The 16,707-nt window shown below is 49.6% G+C and carries 16 protein-coding genes and 1 pseudogene; 5 read left to right on the top strand and 12 right to left on the bottom strand.

Going from position 1 to position 16,707, the window contains the following annotated elements:
- Window positions 1–26 precede the first annotated feature (26 nt).
- From EDC32_RS03990 to aroQ, 4 genes are all read right to left on the bottom strand, one after another.
- Window positions 27–1,169: a conserved virulence factor C family protein gene (locus tag EDC32_RS03990; RefSeq protein ID WP_132220097.1), complete on the bottom strand. Its 1,143-nt coding sequence runs from the start codon at window positions 1,167–1,169 to the stop codon at window positions 27–29.
- A 72-nt stretch (window positions 1,170–1,241) separates the two neighbouring features.
- Window positions 1,242–1,799: an elongation factor P gene (efp, locus tag EDC32_RS03985; protein ID WP_022736148.1), complete on the bottom strand. Its 558-nt coding sequence runs from the start codon at window positions 1,797–1,799 to the stop codon at window positions 1,242–1,244.
- 21 nt (window positions 1,800–1,820) lie between these two features.
- Window positions 1,821–2,891, bottom strand: a complete 1,071-nt coding sequence (locus EDC32_RS03980) for a M24 family metallopeptidase (RefSeq protein ID WP_132220096.1) — start codon at window positions 2,889–2,891, stop codon at window positions 1,821–1,823.
- Window positions 2,892–2,893: 2 nt separating this feature from the next.
- Window positions 2,894–3,349, bottom strand: a complete 456-nt coding sequence (aroQ, locus tag EDC32_RS03975) for a type II 3-dehydroquinate dehydratase (RefSeq protein WP_132220942.1) — start codon at window positions 3,347–3,349, stop codon at window positions 2,894–2,896.
- A 343-nt stretch (window positions 3,350–3,692) separates the two neighbouring features.
- Between aroQ and EDC32_RS03970 the strand changes: the two genes are divergently transcribed.
- Complete coding sequence (locus tag EDC32_RS03970) at window positions 3,693–4,610, top strand: DUF1385 domain-containing protein (protein ID WP_246026878.1); 918 nt, start codon at window positions 3,693–3,695, stop codon at window positions 4,608–4,610.
- Between the two features lie 24 nt (window positions 4,611–4,634).
- Window positions 4,635–4,916 carry a hypothetical protein gene (locus tag EDC32_RS03965; protein WP_022736144.1) on the top strand — a complete coding sequence of 94 codons (282 nt, stop codon included), beginning with the start codon at window positions 4,635–4,637 and terminating at the stop codon, window positions 4,914–4,916.
- Window positions 4,917–5,044: 128 nt separating this feature from the next.
- Here EDC32_RS03965 and EDC32_RS03960 read toward each other — a convergent pair whose 3' ends face one another.
- The 3 genes from EDC32_RS03960 to EDC32_RS03950 form a co-directional block, all read right to left on the bottom strand.
- The gene (locus tag EDC32_RS03960) at window positions 5,045–6,004 is read right to left on the bottom strand and encodes a patatin-like phospholipase family protein (protein WP_132220095.1); all 960 of its coding nucleotides are present in this window, start codon (window positions 6,002–6,004) and stop codon (window positions 5,045–5,047) included.
- A gap of 83 nt (window positions 6,005–6,087) precedes the next feature.
- On the bottom strand, window positions 6,088–6,525 hold the full coding sequence (mntR, locus tag EDC32_RS03955; protein ID WP_022736142.1) for a transcriptional regulator MntR: 438 nt from the start codon (window positions 6,523–6,525) through the stop codon (window positions 6,088–6,090).
- 79 nt (window positions 6,526–6,604) lie between these two features.
- The gene (locus tag EDC32_RS03950) at window positions 6,605–7,171 is read right to left on the bottom strand and encodes an NADPH-dependent FMN reductase (protein WP_132220094.1); all 567 of its coding nucleotides are present in this window, start codon (window positions 7,169–7,171) and stop codon (window positions 6,605–6,607) included.
- 265 nt (window positions 7,172–7,436) lie between these two features.
- On the opposite strand from EDC32_RS03950, the pseudogene EDC32_RS16885 reads away from it, so the two are divergent.
- Window positions 7,437–7,547, top strand: a pseudogene (locus tag EDC32_RS16885) (DivIVA domain-containing protein); the annotation flags it as partial.
- A 419-nt stretch (window positions 7,548–7,966) separates the two neighbouring features.
- Here EDC32_RS16885 and EDC32_RS03940 read toward each other — a convergent pair.
- Window positions 7,967–8,698, bottom strand: a complete 732-nt coding sequence (locus EDC32_RS03940; RefSeq protein ID WP_158283221.1) for a metallophosphoesterase — start codon at window positions 8,696–8,698, stop codon at window positions 7,967–7,969.
- A gap of 185 nt (window positions 8,699–8,883) precedes the next feature.
- Between EDC32_RS03940 and dat the strand changes: the two genes are divergently transcribed.
- On the top strand, window positions 8,884–9,738 hold the full coding sequence (gene dat / locus EDC32_RS03935; RefSeq protein ID WP_132220091.1) for a D-amino-acid transaminase: 855 nt from the start codon (window positions 8,884–8,886) through the stop codon (window positions 9,736–9,738).
- A gap of 189 nt (window positions 9,739–9,927) precedes the next feature.
- Window positions 9,928–10,761 (top strand): SDR family oxidoreductase, encoded by an 834-nt coding sequence (locus EDC32_RS03930; protein ID WP_246026838.1) that lies wholly within the window; start codon window positions 9,928–9,930, stop codon window positions 10,759–10,761.
- Window positions 10,762–10,818: 57 nt separating this feature from the next.
- Here EDC32_RS03930 and EDC32_RS03925 read toward each other — a convergent pair whose 3' ends face one another.
- The 4 genes from EDC32_RS03925 to nagZ all read right to left on the bottom strand — a co-directional run bounded on the left by EDC32_RS03925 (window position 10,819) and on the right by nagZ (window position 16,619).
- On the bottom strand, window positions 10,819–12,663 hold the full coding sequence (locus EDC32_RS03925) for a hypothetical protein (protein ID WP_132220089.1): 1,845 nt from the start codon (window positions 12,661–12,663) through the stop codon (window positions 10,819–10,821).
- Window positions 12,664–12,897: 234 nt separating this feature from the next.
- Entirely contained in the window at window positions 12,898–13,710 is an 813-nt protein-coding gene (locus EDC32_RS03920; RefSeq protein ID WP_132220088.1) for a lipoate--protein ligase family protein, read from the bottom strand.
- Window positions 13,711–13,774: 64 nt separating this feature from the next.
- A complete protein-coding gene (locus EDC32_RS03915; RefSeq protein ID WP_132220087.1) occupies window positions 13,775–14,761 on the bottom strand; it encodes an NAD-dependent epimerase/dehydratase family protein in 987 nt (328 codons plus the stop codon).
- Between the two features lie 121 nt (window positions 14,762–14,882).
- Window positions 14,883–16,619 (bottom strand): beta-N-acetylhexosaminidase, encoded by a 1,737-nt coding sequence (gene nagZ, locus EDC32_RS03910; protein ID WP_158283220.1) that lies wholly within the window; start codon window positions 16,617–16,619, stop codon window positions 14,883–14,885.
- Window positions 16,620–16,707: the final 88 nt, after the last annotated feature.

The following is a 16,707-nucleotide window of genomic DNA, read 5'->3' as shown; positions in this document are numbered from 1 at the left end:
CACCGGCGTTAATAGGTTGTTACCTCTTATTTCCTTTTTTCTTCTTCCATCCGTTTCATCATCTGTTGCCACACCGTGCCGCTTGCTTCTTCTCCACGTTCAATCCGCTCCAGCGCCAATCGCGCCTGCAAGCGCACCTCAAATTCGGGATCATCCACCGCATCGCGCAGAGCCGGCAACGCTGATTCATCTCCCACTTCATACAGGAAACGCGCCGCACGCCAACGCACCAATTTATTGGTGTCCTTCAGCGCAACACACATGGCAGGAATAGCCTCTGGATCGCCAATGTCTGACAAGGTGTCACCCGCTGTCCGACGTACAATTGGCGAAGCATCACGCAACGCCCGCATAACATAAGGCAACACGGCTTTGCCTCCGACAAAACCAAGGTAAACCACAGCCAAGCGGCGAATGGATGCTTTCGCATCATCGAGTGCCCGATCCAAGACATAAAGCTCATCCACATTTGGCTCATACTGCTCCAACGCCGCATACCGTTTCTCCCAATTCTCGTCATTAAACGCTCGCATCACTTCATCCGCAGTCAACGCCTGTTCTTTCCGTTCTTGTTCTGGGTTTAACACCCGTTCCACCATCTGCGACAAGCGCACTTCGTCGTAAGCGGCCGCCAACTCTTCAACGACTTGTTCTCCCACTTCACTCATTTCACCGTATCGTGGACGTTGCTCCACCCACTCCCGTTCAAATACCAAGTTGCTGGTCGCAGTCTGAGCCCGCATCACGGCGGCTTTAAACCGTTCCGGCAGCCCAAATCGCATTTCTTCCCCATTTCTCACGCATTTGACTTGCATCGGGATGCCTTTCAACTTTTGGATAAACACTTGAACCTCGCCAAATGACTCTTGATCCGTTGCTGACTCTTCCTTTTGAGGTGCCGTAGTCATTACCGCATCGCCCAACAATTCCCTCACTTGGGCCAGCACATCGGGCCAGTCCGCTTTGGGATGTCGTTCAATGGAGATAAAATCGAGCACTTGAAACACGCTTTTCACCCCGTCGATCTCCAGCAAGCGCTGTAAGTAATGGGGAGCGTCAGCCATTTGATCTTTGGTAACATTGTAACTCGTTCCGGCGGGCAGCGTTTCATCGACATTGCATTTCATCACGTTGGGGCTCGGCGTCGGTTCAATTGAGACGATTTTCATGGCATTCCCTCCTATTATGAAAGTAAAACCTCTGAGCCACTGGCTTCAGAGGTTTTAGGCAAAACATACGGCTTAAGCCCGGGAAACGTATTGTCCGCTACGCGTGTCAATAATGAGGCGGTCACCGACATTGATGAAGAGAGGCACTTGCACGGTGAAACCGGTGGACAGTTTTGCTGGTTTGCTGCCGCCTGTGGCAGTATCCCCTTTGATGCCCGGTTCTGTTTCCACCACTTCCAATTCAACCGTGTTTGGCAACTGAATCCCAATCGTTTCGTTTTTAAAGGAAACGATTTGCACATTCATGTTCTCTTGCAAGAAGTTTAATTCATATTCCAAACGCTCCCCTGGAAGGGTGATTTGGTCGTACGTTTCATTGTCCATGAATGTGTATTCGCCGCCGCTTTCGTATAAGTATTGCATTTGGCGGGTTTCCACCAATGCTTTTTGCACTTTCTCCCCGGCACGGAAGGTCCGCTCTTGAATGTTGCCGTTGCGCAGGTTGCGCAGTTTGGAACGAACAAACGCCGCCCCTTTACCCGGTTTTACGTGCTGGAATTCAATAACTTGCCAAACGTCTCCTTCCAGTTCAACGGTCAAACCCGTACGAAAATCGTTTACGCTAATCATGTTTTACTTTCCTCCATTTCCTTATTCAATGACAATCCATTCTTTACTTGATTGGTTCAGCGCTTCACAGCCGGTTTCCGTGATGACCACATCGTCTTCGATGCGGACACCGCCCACCTCTGGCAGATAAATCCCCGGCTCCACAGTGACGACCATATTCGGCTGAAGAACCATATCTCCACGGCTGGAGAGCATCGGAAGCTCATGCACTTCCATGCCGAGTCCATGACCTGTGCTATGGCCGAAAAATTCGCCGTACCCATGCGCTCTGATGTAATCACGAGCGACCGCATCCGCCTCTTTCCCAGTCATCCCCGGGCGAAGCGCCGCAATCGTGCGATTACAAGCTTCCAATACAATATCATAAATCTCTTTTTGTTTCTCGCTCGGCCGCCCCAGCATGACCGTGCGGGTAATGTCGGACGCATAGCCTTGATAAAAGGCCCCAAAATCTAGTGTCACCAGATCGCAGAGTTCTAACACTTTATCACTGGCCACTCCGTGCGGCAAGGCAGAACGTTTGCCGGATGCAACAATCATGTCAAAAGACGAAGATGTTGCCCCCAACTCTCGCATATAGAACTCCAATTTAAAGGAAATCTCGTTCTCGCGCACACCGGGCTTGATGTCGGACAAAATTTTGCTGAAGGCTTGATCCGCAATCCGGGCGGCTTCTCTCATCACTGCCAACTCATCCGCGTCTTTCACCATACGCAATTCTTTCACGATGCCGCTGGTCGGTTGCAACTTGATGTCGCCAACAGCTTCTTTCAACTGCAAAAACTCGGCAAACGTCAGATGGTCTTGCTCAAAAGACAAAGCCTTGATGCCCAACTTGCGACACTGCTCACCCACCGTGTGGTAAATGCCTTGGTGTTGCACCAAGGTCATTTGCGGCGCTTGTTCCTGCGCTTGGATCACATAGCGGAAATCGGTCAACAACAGCTGTTCAGTGGCCGTGATCAGCACCACTCCGGCCGACCCGGTAAATCCGGTCAAATACCGGCGATTCACAGGATGGCTGACCAATAGCGCTTCAATGCCGCGCTCTTGCAGTTTTTGTCTCAGTTTCGATAGGCGTTTTTCCAACATCTTCACCCCTTGTTTTCCATGTTCCGGTTCGCCAGCTCCTTGATGGCGGCCAAGGCGAGCTCATAACTCAACGCGCCGAACCCCACAATCTGCCCGCATGTGACCGGCGCCGTCACAGAAGTGTGCCGAAAGGATTCCCGGGCATGGATGTTGGTCATATGCACTTCGATCACCGGCACATCAATCGCAGCAATTGCATCACGCAAAGCATAACTGTAATGGGTATAAGCACCTGGGTTAAAAACTATGTAATCAAAATTCCCTTCCGCGAGATGGAGCTGATCGATCAATTCCCCCTCCATGTTGCTTTGGAAACAAGCAACGCGGAGGCCCCACTCCTCCCCTTTTTTAATCAACCCTGCATTAATATCTTCCAATGTGGTGCGCCCATAAACCGCCTGCTCGCGTTTGCCCAAGCGATTGAGATTCGGGCCGTGCAATACGAGGACGTTTACCATCATGCCCACCTCCCGCAACGCTTTTCGCCAATGTACACTCGGATGGTTATCCTAAATATGATTGCCCAGACAACTATCTATTTTCCCATGAACTTGCCGTTTTGTCCACGGGTCGTACGGTAATCGCTTTCCACCCTGTCAAGCAGGAATCCATCGAAGCAGTGTTCAAATAATACGATACATACGCATGATCCGCACCTCCATCACACTCCCCTCTCACACTTCCCCAACCATTGTGTTAGAATAAAATACACATTATTTGATGCCAATTACAACAAGGTGGTGCGCCTACGTGTCAGATAAACCCATTGCTTACGGCGGGCAAGCCGTCATCGAAGGCGTGATGTTTGGCGGGCAACACGCCCAAGTAACCGCCGTTCGCCGCAAAGACGGCAACATCGAATTATTCGAATGCAAAAAGAAAACCTCGCCAACACTTGACTTCCTGATGAAGATTCCCTTCTTAAGGGGCATTGTCGCGATCATCGCTGCCAGCGCCTCTGGTGCGAAACACCTGCAATTCGCGACCGAACAATACGAGCTGGATCATGCCGATCCAGATGATCCCGAACAAGCGCCCAATTCAAACCAATCCAAATGGATGATGATCTTGGGCGTCACCCTGGTAGGTATCCTGTCCTTCCTGTTTGGCAAAGTATTGTTCACCGCAGTTCCCGCCTTTTTGGCTAGTGTCTTGTTTGACCGCTTCGTGCAAAACTTGGTCATCCAAAGTTTGCTCGAAGGAGTAATCAAAACCTTATTGTTGCTCTCCTATTTGTGGTTGATCTCGCAAACCCCGATGATCAAACGGCTCTTTCAATATCACGGAGCGGAGCACAAAGTGATTACCGCCTTTGAACATGGGGAAGAATTAACAGTAACCAATGTGCAAAAATATTCTACCCTTCATTACCGCTGTGGCAGTAGCTTTATCATTCTCAGCATCATTGTCGGCGTGATTGTGTACTCTTTCTTCAGTTACGACGGAGTGTGGGATCGCATCGTGACAAGACTGTTGTTGCTTCCGGCCGTGTTGGGCATCTCCTATGAATTGTTGCGCCTGACCAATGCCGTGCGGGATGTTCCCGTACTCACCTATTTGGGATATCCCGGCTTATGGTTGCAAAAACTCACAACCAAAGAGCCCGATGACACTCAGGTGGAAGTAGCCATCCACGCGTTTGTCCGCATGCGGGAACTCGACGCCCAAGAAGCTCGACAACATGTTCAACAAGCTTCCCAATTGGTTCACTCCAGTTAGCCCATAAGAAAGAGGGTGTTATGCGTGACCAACCCCGGCTCTAAGCCATATTGGCATTATCTCGTACTGGCTTTTGTCTTGTTCGGCGCCGTGATCGAATTCATCCAACAGCCCAGTCGGTTGCTCTTGCCGGCGCTAGTCATCGGCATCGTCATCTACCTGTACAAATTCCCACCGCGCTGGCTGTTGCGCTTAGGCTCAATGCGCTCACCCCTAGCAAGCAAACAAGCCAAGACCCACCCACGCAAGCGCAAAAAATACCCATTTCGTGTGATTGAAGGCAACAACAATAAAAAATCGCTATAATGAAACAGCCCCCGCCTTCCTCTCTGGTGTAAAGCGGGGGCTGTTTCATATTCTCGGGTGCAATGACAATCGACATAAAACGGGAGAACCAAATGCATTGATATCCATGTTAAGCCAACTTTCGGACTTTATCCTCCAGCTTGGTCGGATGGGTTGATCTTGTATGTGATTTGTTTGCTTTTACCCCGTGCGCTGAGATATTGATCGAAGCTCCATTTGTTGAAGAAAAACTCAGCAGCTTTCACGCCCGACATGAACAATTCCTCTTTCTTTTCCTTGGATAAAGAAAAATCAGTCATTTTCACGCCGCTGATCGGCACTTGAATGGTGCGGATCTCTTCATGCTGTTGTACATACCGGTTGTCCCGCGCATCCAACATCGTATAGAGCAACGATCGGAACATGCTGAGCGGGCCGTCAATCTGATGGATTTGCTCCTCTCCTTCTGCGCAGAGCGAAAAGCCGAAAGTAGGCCATCGCGGATTATCCTTGTCAAATAACCAGACCGGAAAATTGCTTAACACTCCCCCATCCACCACATAAGAGGTTTTGCGGGTAGGATAATGCATCAATTTGACCGGTTCAAAGAAGAAAGGGATGCTACAGCTCATACACACCGCTTTGGCCACTGGGAACGATTCAGGATCATAACCGTACTGTTTCAAATCCTGCGGCAACACCAACAATTGGCTTCGTGAAATGTCCGATGCGATAACGTGAAGCTCCACACCCTCAGGCAAATCTTTAAACGTCTGAATCCCTTTGGCCTTGAGCAGATTGGAAACCCACTTCTCCAACTCTGTCGTCGGATACAACCCTTTTTTCAACCATAACCGCAAGGCCGGACCAACCACGGGAATATAATCATACCAAGACGGAGCCAAAAACTGCAAAAATTCCTGCTCCATCAAAATTTCATATAATTCCTTGCCTGTATAGCCAGCAGCCAGCAAGGCCGCGATGATCGACCCCGCCGATGTTCCGGCTACTTTTTTCCACTTGTATCCCTTGCTCTCAGCGACGGATAAAGCGCCCACCAAACCAATCCCTTTCACCCCACCGCCTTCAAAAACGGCGTCTGCCCACATCAGCGCCCCTCCTTTTCAAATTCTCCCTGTTAAAAAATGTATGTGATAAAGAGCAAAAAAACCCAAGGAGACGAGTCCATGGGTTATTTCATTTCATCCGTTTCTTGTTCATCTGCTTCTTTTAAGGATTGCAAGTGATCCACGATTTCTTTGTTAGCCGTTAAATACTGTACCAGGTTTTCGATGCAAGTAATCGAATCCCAACTCAAATGGTGCTCGATCCCCTCTACATCATGGTATATCTGGTCTTCGCTAACTCCGATCAAACGCAAAAACTCCTCCAGCAACTGGTGCCGATCCATCAAGCGTTTCCCTATCTTTTTCCCTTTAGAAGTTAAAACCAAACCCCGATATTTTTCGTAGACCAGATATTTGTTCTGATCCAGCTTTTGCACCATTTTTGTTACAGATGAGGGGTGCACTTCCAATGCTTCTGCGATGTCCGACACCCTGGCATAACCCTTTTGTTCAATCAATTTATAAATGTTTTCCAAATAATCCTCCATGCTCGGTGTTGGCATCGAAAGTCCCCCTATCTATGTAGCAACTGAAATTCAAAAGTAGTTTATCATATTTTTGCGGATAGAGCATGCTAATCTCCTATCCTTTTGTATTGACACGTAGCTCTGATCCGTACAGTTGGATCATCTTCACCAGACTGGTACCCAAGTCTTCCAGCCGTTGTTGCAGTTTCTCGTCTTTTAATGTGCCGTCCGAATTAAATGCCATGTAACTTTGTGGTACAGAAGGCATGGAAGGCAATGGCCACGCGTGTAGTGAGCGGCAGATCGTGTTGAGTGTATTGAGCGTATTTGTAGCGCCCATCGCACCTCCGGCCGTGCCGAGCAATGCCACCCATTTTCCTTCTAATTCACGCGCTCCGATAAAATCCAATGCATTCTTTAACACACCGGATATGCTGCCATGATATTCAGGTGACGCGAAAATGAATCCATCGGCTTCCGCCATTTTTTGTTTGAACAACCGAACGGTCTCCGGATAAGACGCTTCATCCACTCGCCCATCATAAATCGGCAACGGATCCTTCCGCAGGTCAAACACTTCTACCTCGGCACCCATCTTACGAGCCGCTTCGGCGACAATCGCTACTGCCATATGCGTCGTTGACTGTTCACTCAAACTTCCAGGGACTGCCAGGATTTTCATCCCACCTGCCACCTCTTTCTTGTTTTCGTTTCTGTCGCACGATACAGTATACCGAATATCCCCTGCCAATGCTAGCGCGCATGAAGGAAAACAAAGCACCGTTTTCCATCTTGTCTTCCCTCTGATCTTCTACAGCCGATTCTTGCGCATCCGATCCAATGTCCCAGATTCATGAAAAGATGCCTATGACATGTCTCTTAGGTATTTACCATTCTCAATTGAGTGAGTATACTGAATTTAAAGACATTGTGGAGGAGGGATAGATATGCCTGGTTTGACGGCACGTGATATTCATAACAAGGAGTTCAAACGGAAAATGCGCGGTTACGATGTGGATGAAGTGAATCATTTTCTAGATCAAATCATTAAAGATTACATAGAGTTTGAAAAGACGATTCAAACACAATCCGTGTTGAATGAGCATGAACGGTACAACCAGATCGAGCAGTTGCTCCAACAGTTGCTTTATGACGTGCAACAAATCCGCGAAGAAAACCGCCAACTTCGGGAGCAACTTCGCGAGCAACTGAAGGGAAACTCCAACGGCGCTGACCACTATTCCCAACCGTTTTACCGTTAAGCCGGATCCCATCGGCGAGGCGGACTTTCGGGCAAACTTCGGACTGATGGTTGCCGGCGGAGTTCAGTCACCGATAGTGCCGAGTATGGAAGGTCTGCGGGTCCCTCACACTTGATCGCGACCCGCCCGCCGCCTACCATTGGACAGTGAAGCGCCGATACGTCCGAACGACTCTCCTCGTACGACCATCTCTTTAGCTCACGGACCGCACCTTCTCAATCAAACAACTTGACCGGACAAAAATCAATGGCATCGCAAGCGACCAAACGCAAGTCGATTCCATCCACCCGCCCTTGAATCGCTTCTTCTCGGGCCTTGCCATGCATATGCCCATAAACGCACAAAGTCACCCCAAACTCTTTCATCACTTCCATAAACCCAGACTCCTTCGCGGAAGCCGTCAACGGCGGAAAATGGAGCATAACGATCTTCTCTCGTCCAGGTTGCTCCTTCGCGGCTGCTTCCAAAGCAAGTCGTAGCCGGCCGACTTGGCGTTCATAGATCTTGCGATCTTCTTCCTCATTAAAAAAACGCTCCCCTGGCAACATCCACCCCCTGGTGGCAGCCACCACTCGCCCCTCAACCAGCGTATAGTCCGCATCTACCCACTGCATTCCTTCCGGCAACATCTCTCGTACTTTCTTTTTGCTGTGAGCGTAATAACAATGGTTGCCCGGCGACATCACTTTATAGCCCGGCAACTGATTGATCCAGTCAAAGTCGTACCGCGCCACATCCAATTTCATGGCCCAACTGATGTCCCCGGGAATCAGCACAGTGTCTTCCGGACCGACCAAGCGGAGCCACCCGTCGCGAATCCGCTCATAATGCCGCGTCCAGCCAAACACATCCATCGGCTTTTCTATATCTTGATCAGGGTTGACATCATAGAGGGTAACCGGTTTGTTAAATGATAAATGCAAGTCACTTAATGCGTATATTGCCACATTACCACATCCCTCATCGATATTGACGCTTATGTATCGGCAAACAGAAGTTACCACCATTGTTTCAGAAAAAACACCGCTTGGCAAGGTGAGCGAAGTTAGTTTTCAGTCAAGATCAAGCCTTGTACTTTTCAGAACCATCCGGCAAACTAAAAGAAAGATACATAAAGAGGGGATGAAGCAAAATGATTCTGTATGACGAACGTTTGGTTTCCCGTGAAGAAGCGAACATTGACATTGAAGACCGGGCTTACCAATTTGGTGACGGCGTGTATGAAATGATTCGGGTCTACCATGGACGCCCCTTTTATATGGATGAACATCTGGCCCGATTGGAACGTAGCGCCACGGAAATTCGGCTGTCGTTACCTTATCCTATCACGCGCCTGAAACAGCTGTTGCTTGACCTGATCCAACAAAATCACTTGGAAGAAGGCAATGTATACATTCAAGTAAGCCGCGGCACGGCACCGCGATATCACGGTTTTCCGGAACAGGCCCGCCCGCTAGTGATCGCCTATACACAACACGCCAAACGCCCATTGGCTGAATTGAACCACGGTATTAAGGCCGTCACGACGGAAGATATCCGCTGGCTACGCTGCGACATTAAGAGCCTCAACTTGCTTGGTGCGGTGCTGGCCAAACAGACGGCCATCGAGCATGGAGCCAAAGAAGCAATTCTCGTTCGCGACGGGATCGTAACCGAAGGAAGCTCTACCAATATCTTCATCATCAAAGATGGCACACTTCACACACACCCAGCCAACCACTTGATCCTGAATGGAATCACCCGCCAAGTGGTTTTCAAATTGGCTGACGAATGCGAAATACCGATCAGTGAAACCACTTTTTCCAAAGAAGCGCTGGAATCGGCGGATGAAGTCTTCCTGAGTAGCACCACCATGGAGATCTGTCCCATCGTGGAAATCGATGGCCGTCCAGTAGGCCAAGGTGTACCCGGTCCTGTGACCAAACAACTTCAAGAAGCATTTGTCAATGAAATCAAACGCACCACTCTTGCAGAATCATCCTCTTGATGCCTTTGAACCGAATCCATACAAAGCGTGCCTCCACCATCAAAAAATCAACCTATCTGTCATCTTACAGGCTACCGTGAATCGGTAGCTTTTTTTGTATGGATAGCGTTTAAAAAAGATCGCACGATATAAGACAAAGGGTGTCATATATCCATTTTATACTGAACATGTTAAGGGAAGGAGTTGAATATGTTGGCACCATTAACAGAAAAAGTGGCACTTGTCACAGGTGGCAGTCGTGGGGCGGGCCGCGGCATCGCAGTAGAACTGGCGAAAGCGGGGGCGACCGTGTACGTCACGGGCCGTAGCCTCGATCAAAACGACCCCGATCAGCCCGGAACCCTCAATGAAACGATATCTCTCATGACAGCCGCGGGCGGAAAGGGCATTCCTGTCCAATGTGATCATACGCGCGATGCTGACACAGAAGCGGTGATTAAGCGAATTCGCCGGGAACAAGGACGTCTGGATATCCTCGTCAACAATGTGTGGGGTGGAAATCAACTCCCCATCACCTCTGAACCCTTTTGGGAACAATCCCTTCAACATTGGGACCATATGTTTACCGCAGGCGTGCGAGCGCAACTGGCTACCAACCATTTTGCAATTCCCTTATTGCGCGAAGGCATGGGAGGAATCATCATCCACACCACCTTTTGGGATCAAGACAAATACATCGGCCATTTATATTATGACTTGGCCAAAAACGCGTTGATTCGCATGGCATATGGGCTGTCCATCGAATTAAAGGCGGACGGCATCGCTGTGTTGGCCGTATCACCCGGATGGATGAGAACCGAACTTGTGCTAAAAGCATTCCAAACGGACGAAGAACATTGGCAAGAAGTCGACGCACTGAAAAACACAGAATCGCCCTATTATATCGGCCGGGCAGTCGCGGCGCTATGTGCCGATTCAGACGTCATTGAGAGAAGCGGCCAAGTGCTGAGGGTTGGCGATCTAGCCAAAGAATACGGGTTCACCGACATTGACGGTCGCTCGATTCCTCCGTTTACGATGTGACTTCCACCGCAAACGTGACGCAATAGAAAAAGACCGTGCACTTTTTGTCACGGTCTTTCATTGCGTATCGTTAAGTTTCTCTTTCTCTTCCACCAACTCAAACCCATTGCGATTCTGCAAAGTGACATCCCTGATCAAAATCGGTGCTTTGTCGGTGTACTCCAAGGTTGTCTTATTGGATCCGCGCACCAAGTCAATCGTCAGTTTGGTGAATGACGGTTTAATCATGACAGTGTAAAGGTTGTCGCCCTCTCCGTCCAGCGGTTTCTCAGCAACTTTCTCGATTTTTTCATCCAACTTGAACAAGCTTGCCTTTTTCTCTTTCCCCTCCAGCACCAACCGGTACCGGGCGTTGTTGATCGTTTGTATATCGATTTGGAACAAATCATCAGCTGTAATGGGGGCAAAAGAGAATTTGGTGGCATCATTGCCGCCCAAGCGCACCTGAGTAGCTGGGAACACTTTCAACCGCGAGCGTTGTTCGTCGTCCAGCGTCAGGACTGCTTGCCCAAAATCGAGGTGCCAAGGTTGCTGATTCATCCAGACCCGCTCGACCATCTGCTTGTCGGTCACTGGGTTGGGAACAGGATAGTACAAGACTGCTCCTTCTTTCCCTGTGAACCTCATTTTCAACTCTCCTGAAACGGGTGTGATCCCCGTCGCAATCCATTTTTCCGGCTGCCCTTCTTCTGAGAATGCCAAACGAAGCGGCTCGTTGGGATAGTACAAAATCTCAAAGGTGTACTTTTTGCCTGGCTTTACTTTATATCCATCTCCAGAAACGCCGACTTTCGTCATTTTGGAGCCCATGGTATGGTAAAGCTCAATCGAGCCTTGCTTGTTGATGTGAATTCCGTATTGTGCATTCCCATCCGAAGACTCCAAGTATCCGAAAAACCCGTTCAACTTGGCCAGTTGAAACTCCCCGCGCAAGTTGGAATTGCCCGTTAAGGTGTACGGCAATGAAAAATGGGTTTTGTCATTGGAGAAATGGATGGACTGCACCAGCGAGTCCCCCGTGTTAATCTGTTCTCCACCTTGCTGTCCTACCGCATTATCCGGATTTTCAAATAATCCCGTATAACTTTCTTCCGGCTTCCATTGTGAAACGGCCAGAGTCACCAACACCAACGCAGCGGCCGCAATGGTAACGGTGGTAACGACACCTTTTCGTTTCGTCTTTTTCGACGCCGCGTTCTTACGGCTGAGACCGCTCCCTTGATTCCCGGCTTTGGCATCGATATAGCTCTCTACCGCGTGCAACACATCCGCATACGGATGCTTGCGATCTAAACTCATCAGCGCCAGCTTCGCTACCCTACTTGGGATTTTTCTGCGCTCCAGCTCGGCTTCACATTGTTTCAATCCACCCATTGGAGCTTGACCAGTAAGTAGATAGTAAAGGAGCTCGCGCCATTTCTCATCAAAACGTGGTGTTTTGGGATCCTTCATATAATAGAACAAAATGAGCGGCTTATGTCCGTTCAACAAAATATTCTTCGGATCCAACGTTGCGCTCAGGGGCAAAGGTAACCGCTCCAAATCCCGCAACGTTTTAAAACATTTCCCCACAATGCGCACAGCCACTTCGGGATCCATTGCCCGCTCTTTATTTACGGTTAAAGGCAAGGGGTCTCCAGCAAACGGCGGGTGAACCAATAACAGTTCGTTTTCCTCTTCGATCAGGTCAAGGATCGGCGCCAAATACGGATGTTGCAACCGACGAAAAGCTTCTTGATAGCCGTTTGGAAGAGGACGGCGGGTGATTTTGATGCTTTGTAGGAAAACTTGGGCACCATCCGAAGATTTCGCCTGCAGAAGTTGACCAGAAAAGAAATTGATCACATCTTCCACTTGGAATCTTTCATAATATCGTCGCTTCACATTTGTATCCTGTTTCAATCTAGTTTCCCCTAACCTTTATGATAATAGATTTGATGAAAGTTAGAATGAATTAGAAAATAATAGCATATAGCTACTAGCACCTTTATGCTATCATAAGCAACCGAAAAATCAAGAAGAAAATTATTCAACAGTATAGAACTAAAAGACAACAGCAATGGTTTATGACATATAAATGTACATTATGTCAAGATAGACACAAACCGTGCAATCGCATTCGCGCCTGAAGGCAAGTTATCTCATGAAATTCCAGTCATCATTGGCATAACGCGTTGTCATGAGTCGCTGGGCAAGCTCCTTTTCCTGGTTGGTCAGTTCCCCGGTCTGGAGCTGAATCCCCATGCCTTCCCCAAATCCCTCAAAAAACGCCTGTTTAACTTCTTCAAGTCCGATTTCCCGATCGGCCAACTGGCGGATCGCCACCGCTTTATCTGTGAAAGCCTGTTTCAGTTTCTCTCTCACCCGGTCCGACGGAAAAAGCAATACTTCAAACAAGGCTTCCACATCCATATCCAATAAAATGGACCCATGTTGCAAAATGATGCCCTTCTGCCTTGTTTGCGCACTGCCGGCGATCTTCCGCCCACTGACGACCAATTCGTAGTCTGAGGGGGAATCGAAGCAGGCTGAAGACATTTCCCCTGTCCGCCCTTTTGGCGGAGCGAGGCTGGCGTCTAATCCCAACCTCTTGAATCCGGCCAACAAGCCTTGGCTGATAACGCGGTACGACTCGCTAACCGTCTTTGGCATCATGGGATGGGCTTCTTCCACGATGACGCTGTATGTCAACTCTTGATCATGCAACACCGCCCGTCCCCCGGTCATCCGTCTGACAAACCCAAATCCTTTGTTTTGCAATGTGTCAAAATCGATTTCTTTGCGCGCTTTTTGAAAATACCCAATCGACAAGGTGGGTTGCGTCCAACCGTAAAAGCGAATGGTTGGGGGGACTTTCCCTTCGCGATGCAAATGTAAGATCGCTTCATCAATCGCCATGTTCATCGCTGGCGCATGCGCTTCATAAGGAAGAAACCGCCAAATATCCATAACCTTTCACACCTTTTCTCGACATCTCAATAAGCATTACTTCTTTTCATTTAATTGTATTCTATCACACAGCAGGCCGATTGCCTCCTGCACGGTGGCTCGTCTTTACCCAGTCCACACATGCCTGAACCGTTTCCGCCAAAGGAGTGATGGTGTAGCCCAACTCCCGCTCTGCTTTGGCAGAGGAATAATAGACATTGCGTCCACACAATTTGGCCAAATCCCATGCAAAGGCCGGATCTTTTCCGGTAACCATCGCCCCGAGCTCTCCCAATATGGCTGCTGCTTTCGCCCAGCTTTGCGGAACACGGCGAATGGTCAAACCCGTTTGTCCATAATCGGCCAGCTGTTGCAGAAAAGCGTGCAAGGATACGTTGGTTCCCCCCAATATGTATCGCTCGCCAATGCGCCCTTTTTCCGCCGCAGCCAAGTGTCCACGCGCCACATCCGCAACATTACACACATTGATGCCACCTGGCGGGGCGACAAAAAGTTTGCGTTGCAACACGGATTCCACAAACCCGCCCGTATCTGCCCGCACCCCCACGATGACTGTCGGATTAACTACTACCGCCGGCAAACCCTGCTGAACAAGAGCCAACACTTTGTCCTCGCCGGCTCGTTTGGCAATCGCGTATTCCACTTGCAACTCTGCACCATTAAAGTCAAACGATTCATCGATGGCATCTCGCTCCGCCAATCCCACCGCCGCAGCCGAACTCGTATGGATAAATCGCTTCACGCCACTTCTCAACGCTTCATTGGCGATATTTGCGGCCCCTTCCACATTGATCTGGTACATCGACTGTTTGTGCCACTTTCCCCATGCCACTTCTCCTGCCACGTGAAAAACCCAGTCCATGCCGTCACATACGCCCCGAATGCTTTCCTGGCAAGTGATATCCCCTTCCACAAAGGATATTCCCGGTGGCAAACCATCCAGAGAAGAGGTTCGCCTGTGTAACACAGTCACCTCCAATCCCGCCTCCACCAGGCAATGGACGAGATTACGCCCCAAAAACCCTGTTCCACCGGTTACCAATACCTTCATCCGCGCACTCCCCTTTCTCGGTCATGTTTAACTTCTCTACTATACCATGGCATAAACCGGGCTACAGCCTTAATAGGCTGCAGCCTGGCAATGGGTCGCTTCGTGGCGAAGGTTCTTCCTTTCACTTGGTCTGCGGCCATACTTGTGCTGAATGAGAATAAGACAAACCATGGCCGTATGGATACAAGTCTGGGATGGTAACAGGCAATTTCCCTTGGGGTTGATTTGCTCCAAATACCGTATCTACCGCCGCTTGCAAGGAAACCTTGCGGAATCCGTAAGCGTTCAGATATGCATTCACTTCTGGAAATTCTTTGATGTCATAAGGATTGCGGAGACCGACCACGATGAGTGGTTTTTGCAGTGCTTGTAATGCTTGAACCAATTTTGCTTGCTGCGGATACAAGTTGGCACTGTAGGTCCCGACCAACAGCACATCCTTATCCCTGGCCATGGCCACCGCCGCTTGAATCATGTCATCACTGGGGTTGACCTGGTTGAGGTACAACTCTTCGGCCTCTGCGTGATACTTTTGAACATACTCAAGTAGCGAGTAAGGGCTGATAATTCCCACTTTTTGCCCTTTATCCAAGTGAAGCGGCAACAGATTGTCATCATTTTTAACCAGGGTAATTGCTTGCTGGGCCATTGCCAAGGCACGCGAGTGATGCTTGCGAATGCCCACCTTTTTGGACACTTGATGCAACGGAACATAGCGATCAGTGAAAACACCGACTTTCCATTTTGCCCGCAAAATGCGCAACACCGACTGGTTGATCCGCTTTTCGTTCAATTCTCCCCGTTTCACCGCTTGCACAATCGCCTTGTGCACATCCAGCTGCTCTTCCGTAGTCAACTCCGGTGTAAGTAAAATGATATCCGCCCCGGCCTGTACCGCTTTTATCGCCGCTTGAGACACCCCGCCAAAATATCCAGCCACCCCCGCCATCGCCATACTGTCGGTGATGATCAAGCCGTCATACCCCAGCTTGTTACGCAGAAGCCCCGTGAGAATGGGCTCAGACAATGTCGCCGGCAGATCGGGGGTTGGATCGAGGGCGGGCACATGGATATGGGCCGTCATGATCGCATCCACTCCCGCAGCGATCGCGCGTTTAAACGGCACCAACTCCACTTGTTCCAACTCCTGCCGACTTTTATCAATCACCGGCAAGCCCAAATGCGAGTCTACATGGGTATCCCCATGACCCGGGAAATGTTTTGCGGTTGCAATGACGCCATTTTTCTGTAAGCCCTTGATTTGCTCCGCTCCCAACTCAGCCACCAGCTTTGGATCCTCGCCGTAGGAACGGACACCAATCACCGGATTGGCCGGATTCACATTCACATCCACATTGGGCGCCAAATTCATCTGGATGCCAATCGCTTTCAATTCCTTGGCTGTGATTTCAGCGGCCTGTCGAGCCAGTGACGGGATGCGGGTAGCTCCCAGTGCCATATTGCCCGGCAACTCCGTCGCTCCAGTCGTCAGCCGGGCGACCACTCCCCCTTCTTGGTCGGTGGCGATCAGAAGCGGCAAGCCCAGACGTGTCTTTTGCGCCATGGCTTGCAAGCCGTTGGTCAACCGAGCTGTTTGCAAAGGTTCCTTCACATTGCCGGTATAAGAGAACAATATCATCGAACCCACATGACCTTGCTGTATCAGTTTGCGCGCCTCTTCCGTCGGTTTCTCTCCATAAAAACCAGCCATGATCATTTGTCCCACTTTTTCTTCCAATGTCATACGCGCCAATTGCCCAGTCGGCGCCGTGGAATCATTCACCGGCATAAATCCTGTCTGAAATACCACCGCCAAAGCCAGAGCCAAGGATAACCATCCACTTGCCGATCTCGCCATCCAAACTCCTCCTCGCAGGATGTAATGACATGACATGTCGTGTGGAAAAGGTGCGCCTTATGACAAACCAACCCTGTCAACTCCATAT

The sequence above is a fragment of the Laceyella sacchari genome (assembly GCF_004343255.1).
GTDB classification, from domain to species: Bacteria; Bacillota; Bacilli; order Thermoactinomycetales; family Thermoactinomycetaceae; genus Laceyella; species Laceyella sacchari.
This window is presented reverse-complemented; position numbering and strand designations above follow the sequence as displayed.

Bases quoted from the DNA above. Each gene is read 5' to 3' on its own strand.
- aroQ (WP_132220942.1), bottom strand. From the start codon at position 3,349: ATGGTAAACGTCCTCGTATTGCACGGCCCGAATCTCAATCGCTTGGGC.
- EDC32_RS03920 (WP_132220088.1), bottom strand. From the start codon at position 13,710: ATGGATATTTGGCGGTTTCTTCCTTATGAAGCGCATGCGCCAGCGATG.
- EDC32_RS03960 (WP_132220095.1), bottom strand. From the start codon at position 6,004: ATGTGGGCAGACGCCGTTTTTGAAGGCGGTGGGGTGAAAGGGATTGGT.
- EDC32_RS03990 (WP_132220097.1), bottom strand. From the start codon at position 1,169: ATGAAAATCGTCTCAATTGAACCGACGCCGAGCCCCAACGTGATGAAA.
- mntR (WP_022736142.1), bottom strand. From the start codon at position 6,525: ATGCCAACACCGAGCATGGAGGATTATTTGGAAAACATTTATAAATTG.
- EDC32_RS03930 (WP_246026838.1), top strand. From the start codon at position 9,928: ATGTTGGCACCATTAACAGAAAAAGTGGCACTTGTCACAGGTGGCAGT.
- EDC32_RS03970 (WP_246026878.1), top strand. From the start codon at position 3,693: ATGTTTGGCGGGCAACACGCCCAAGTAACCGCCGTTCGCCGCAAAGAC.
- EDC32_RS03980 (WP_132220096.1), bottom strand. From the start codon at position 2,891: ATGTTGGAAAAACGCCTATCGAAACTGAGACAAAAACTGCAAGAGCGC.
- EDC32_RS03915 (WP_132220087.1), bottom strand. From the start codon at position 14,761: ATGAAGGTATTGGTAACCGGTGGAACAGGGTTTTTGGGGCGTAATCTC.
- dat (WP_132220091.1), top strand. From the start codon at position 8,884: ATGATTCTGTATGACGAACGTTTGGTTTCCCGTGAAGAAGCGAACATT.
- EDC32_RS03950 (WP_132220094.1), bottom strand. From the start codon at position 7,171: ATGAAAATCCTGGCAGTCCCTGGAAGTTTGAGTGAACAGTCAACGACG.
- efp (WP_022736148.1), bottom strand. From the start codon at position 1,799: ATGATTAGCGTAAACGATTTTCGTACGGGTTTGACCGTTGAACTGGAA.
- nagZ (WP_158283220.1), bottom strand. From the start codon at position 16,619: ATGGCGAGATCGGCAAGTGGATGGTTATCCTTGGCTCTGGCTTTGGCG.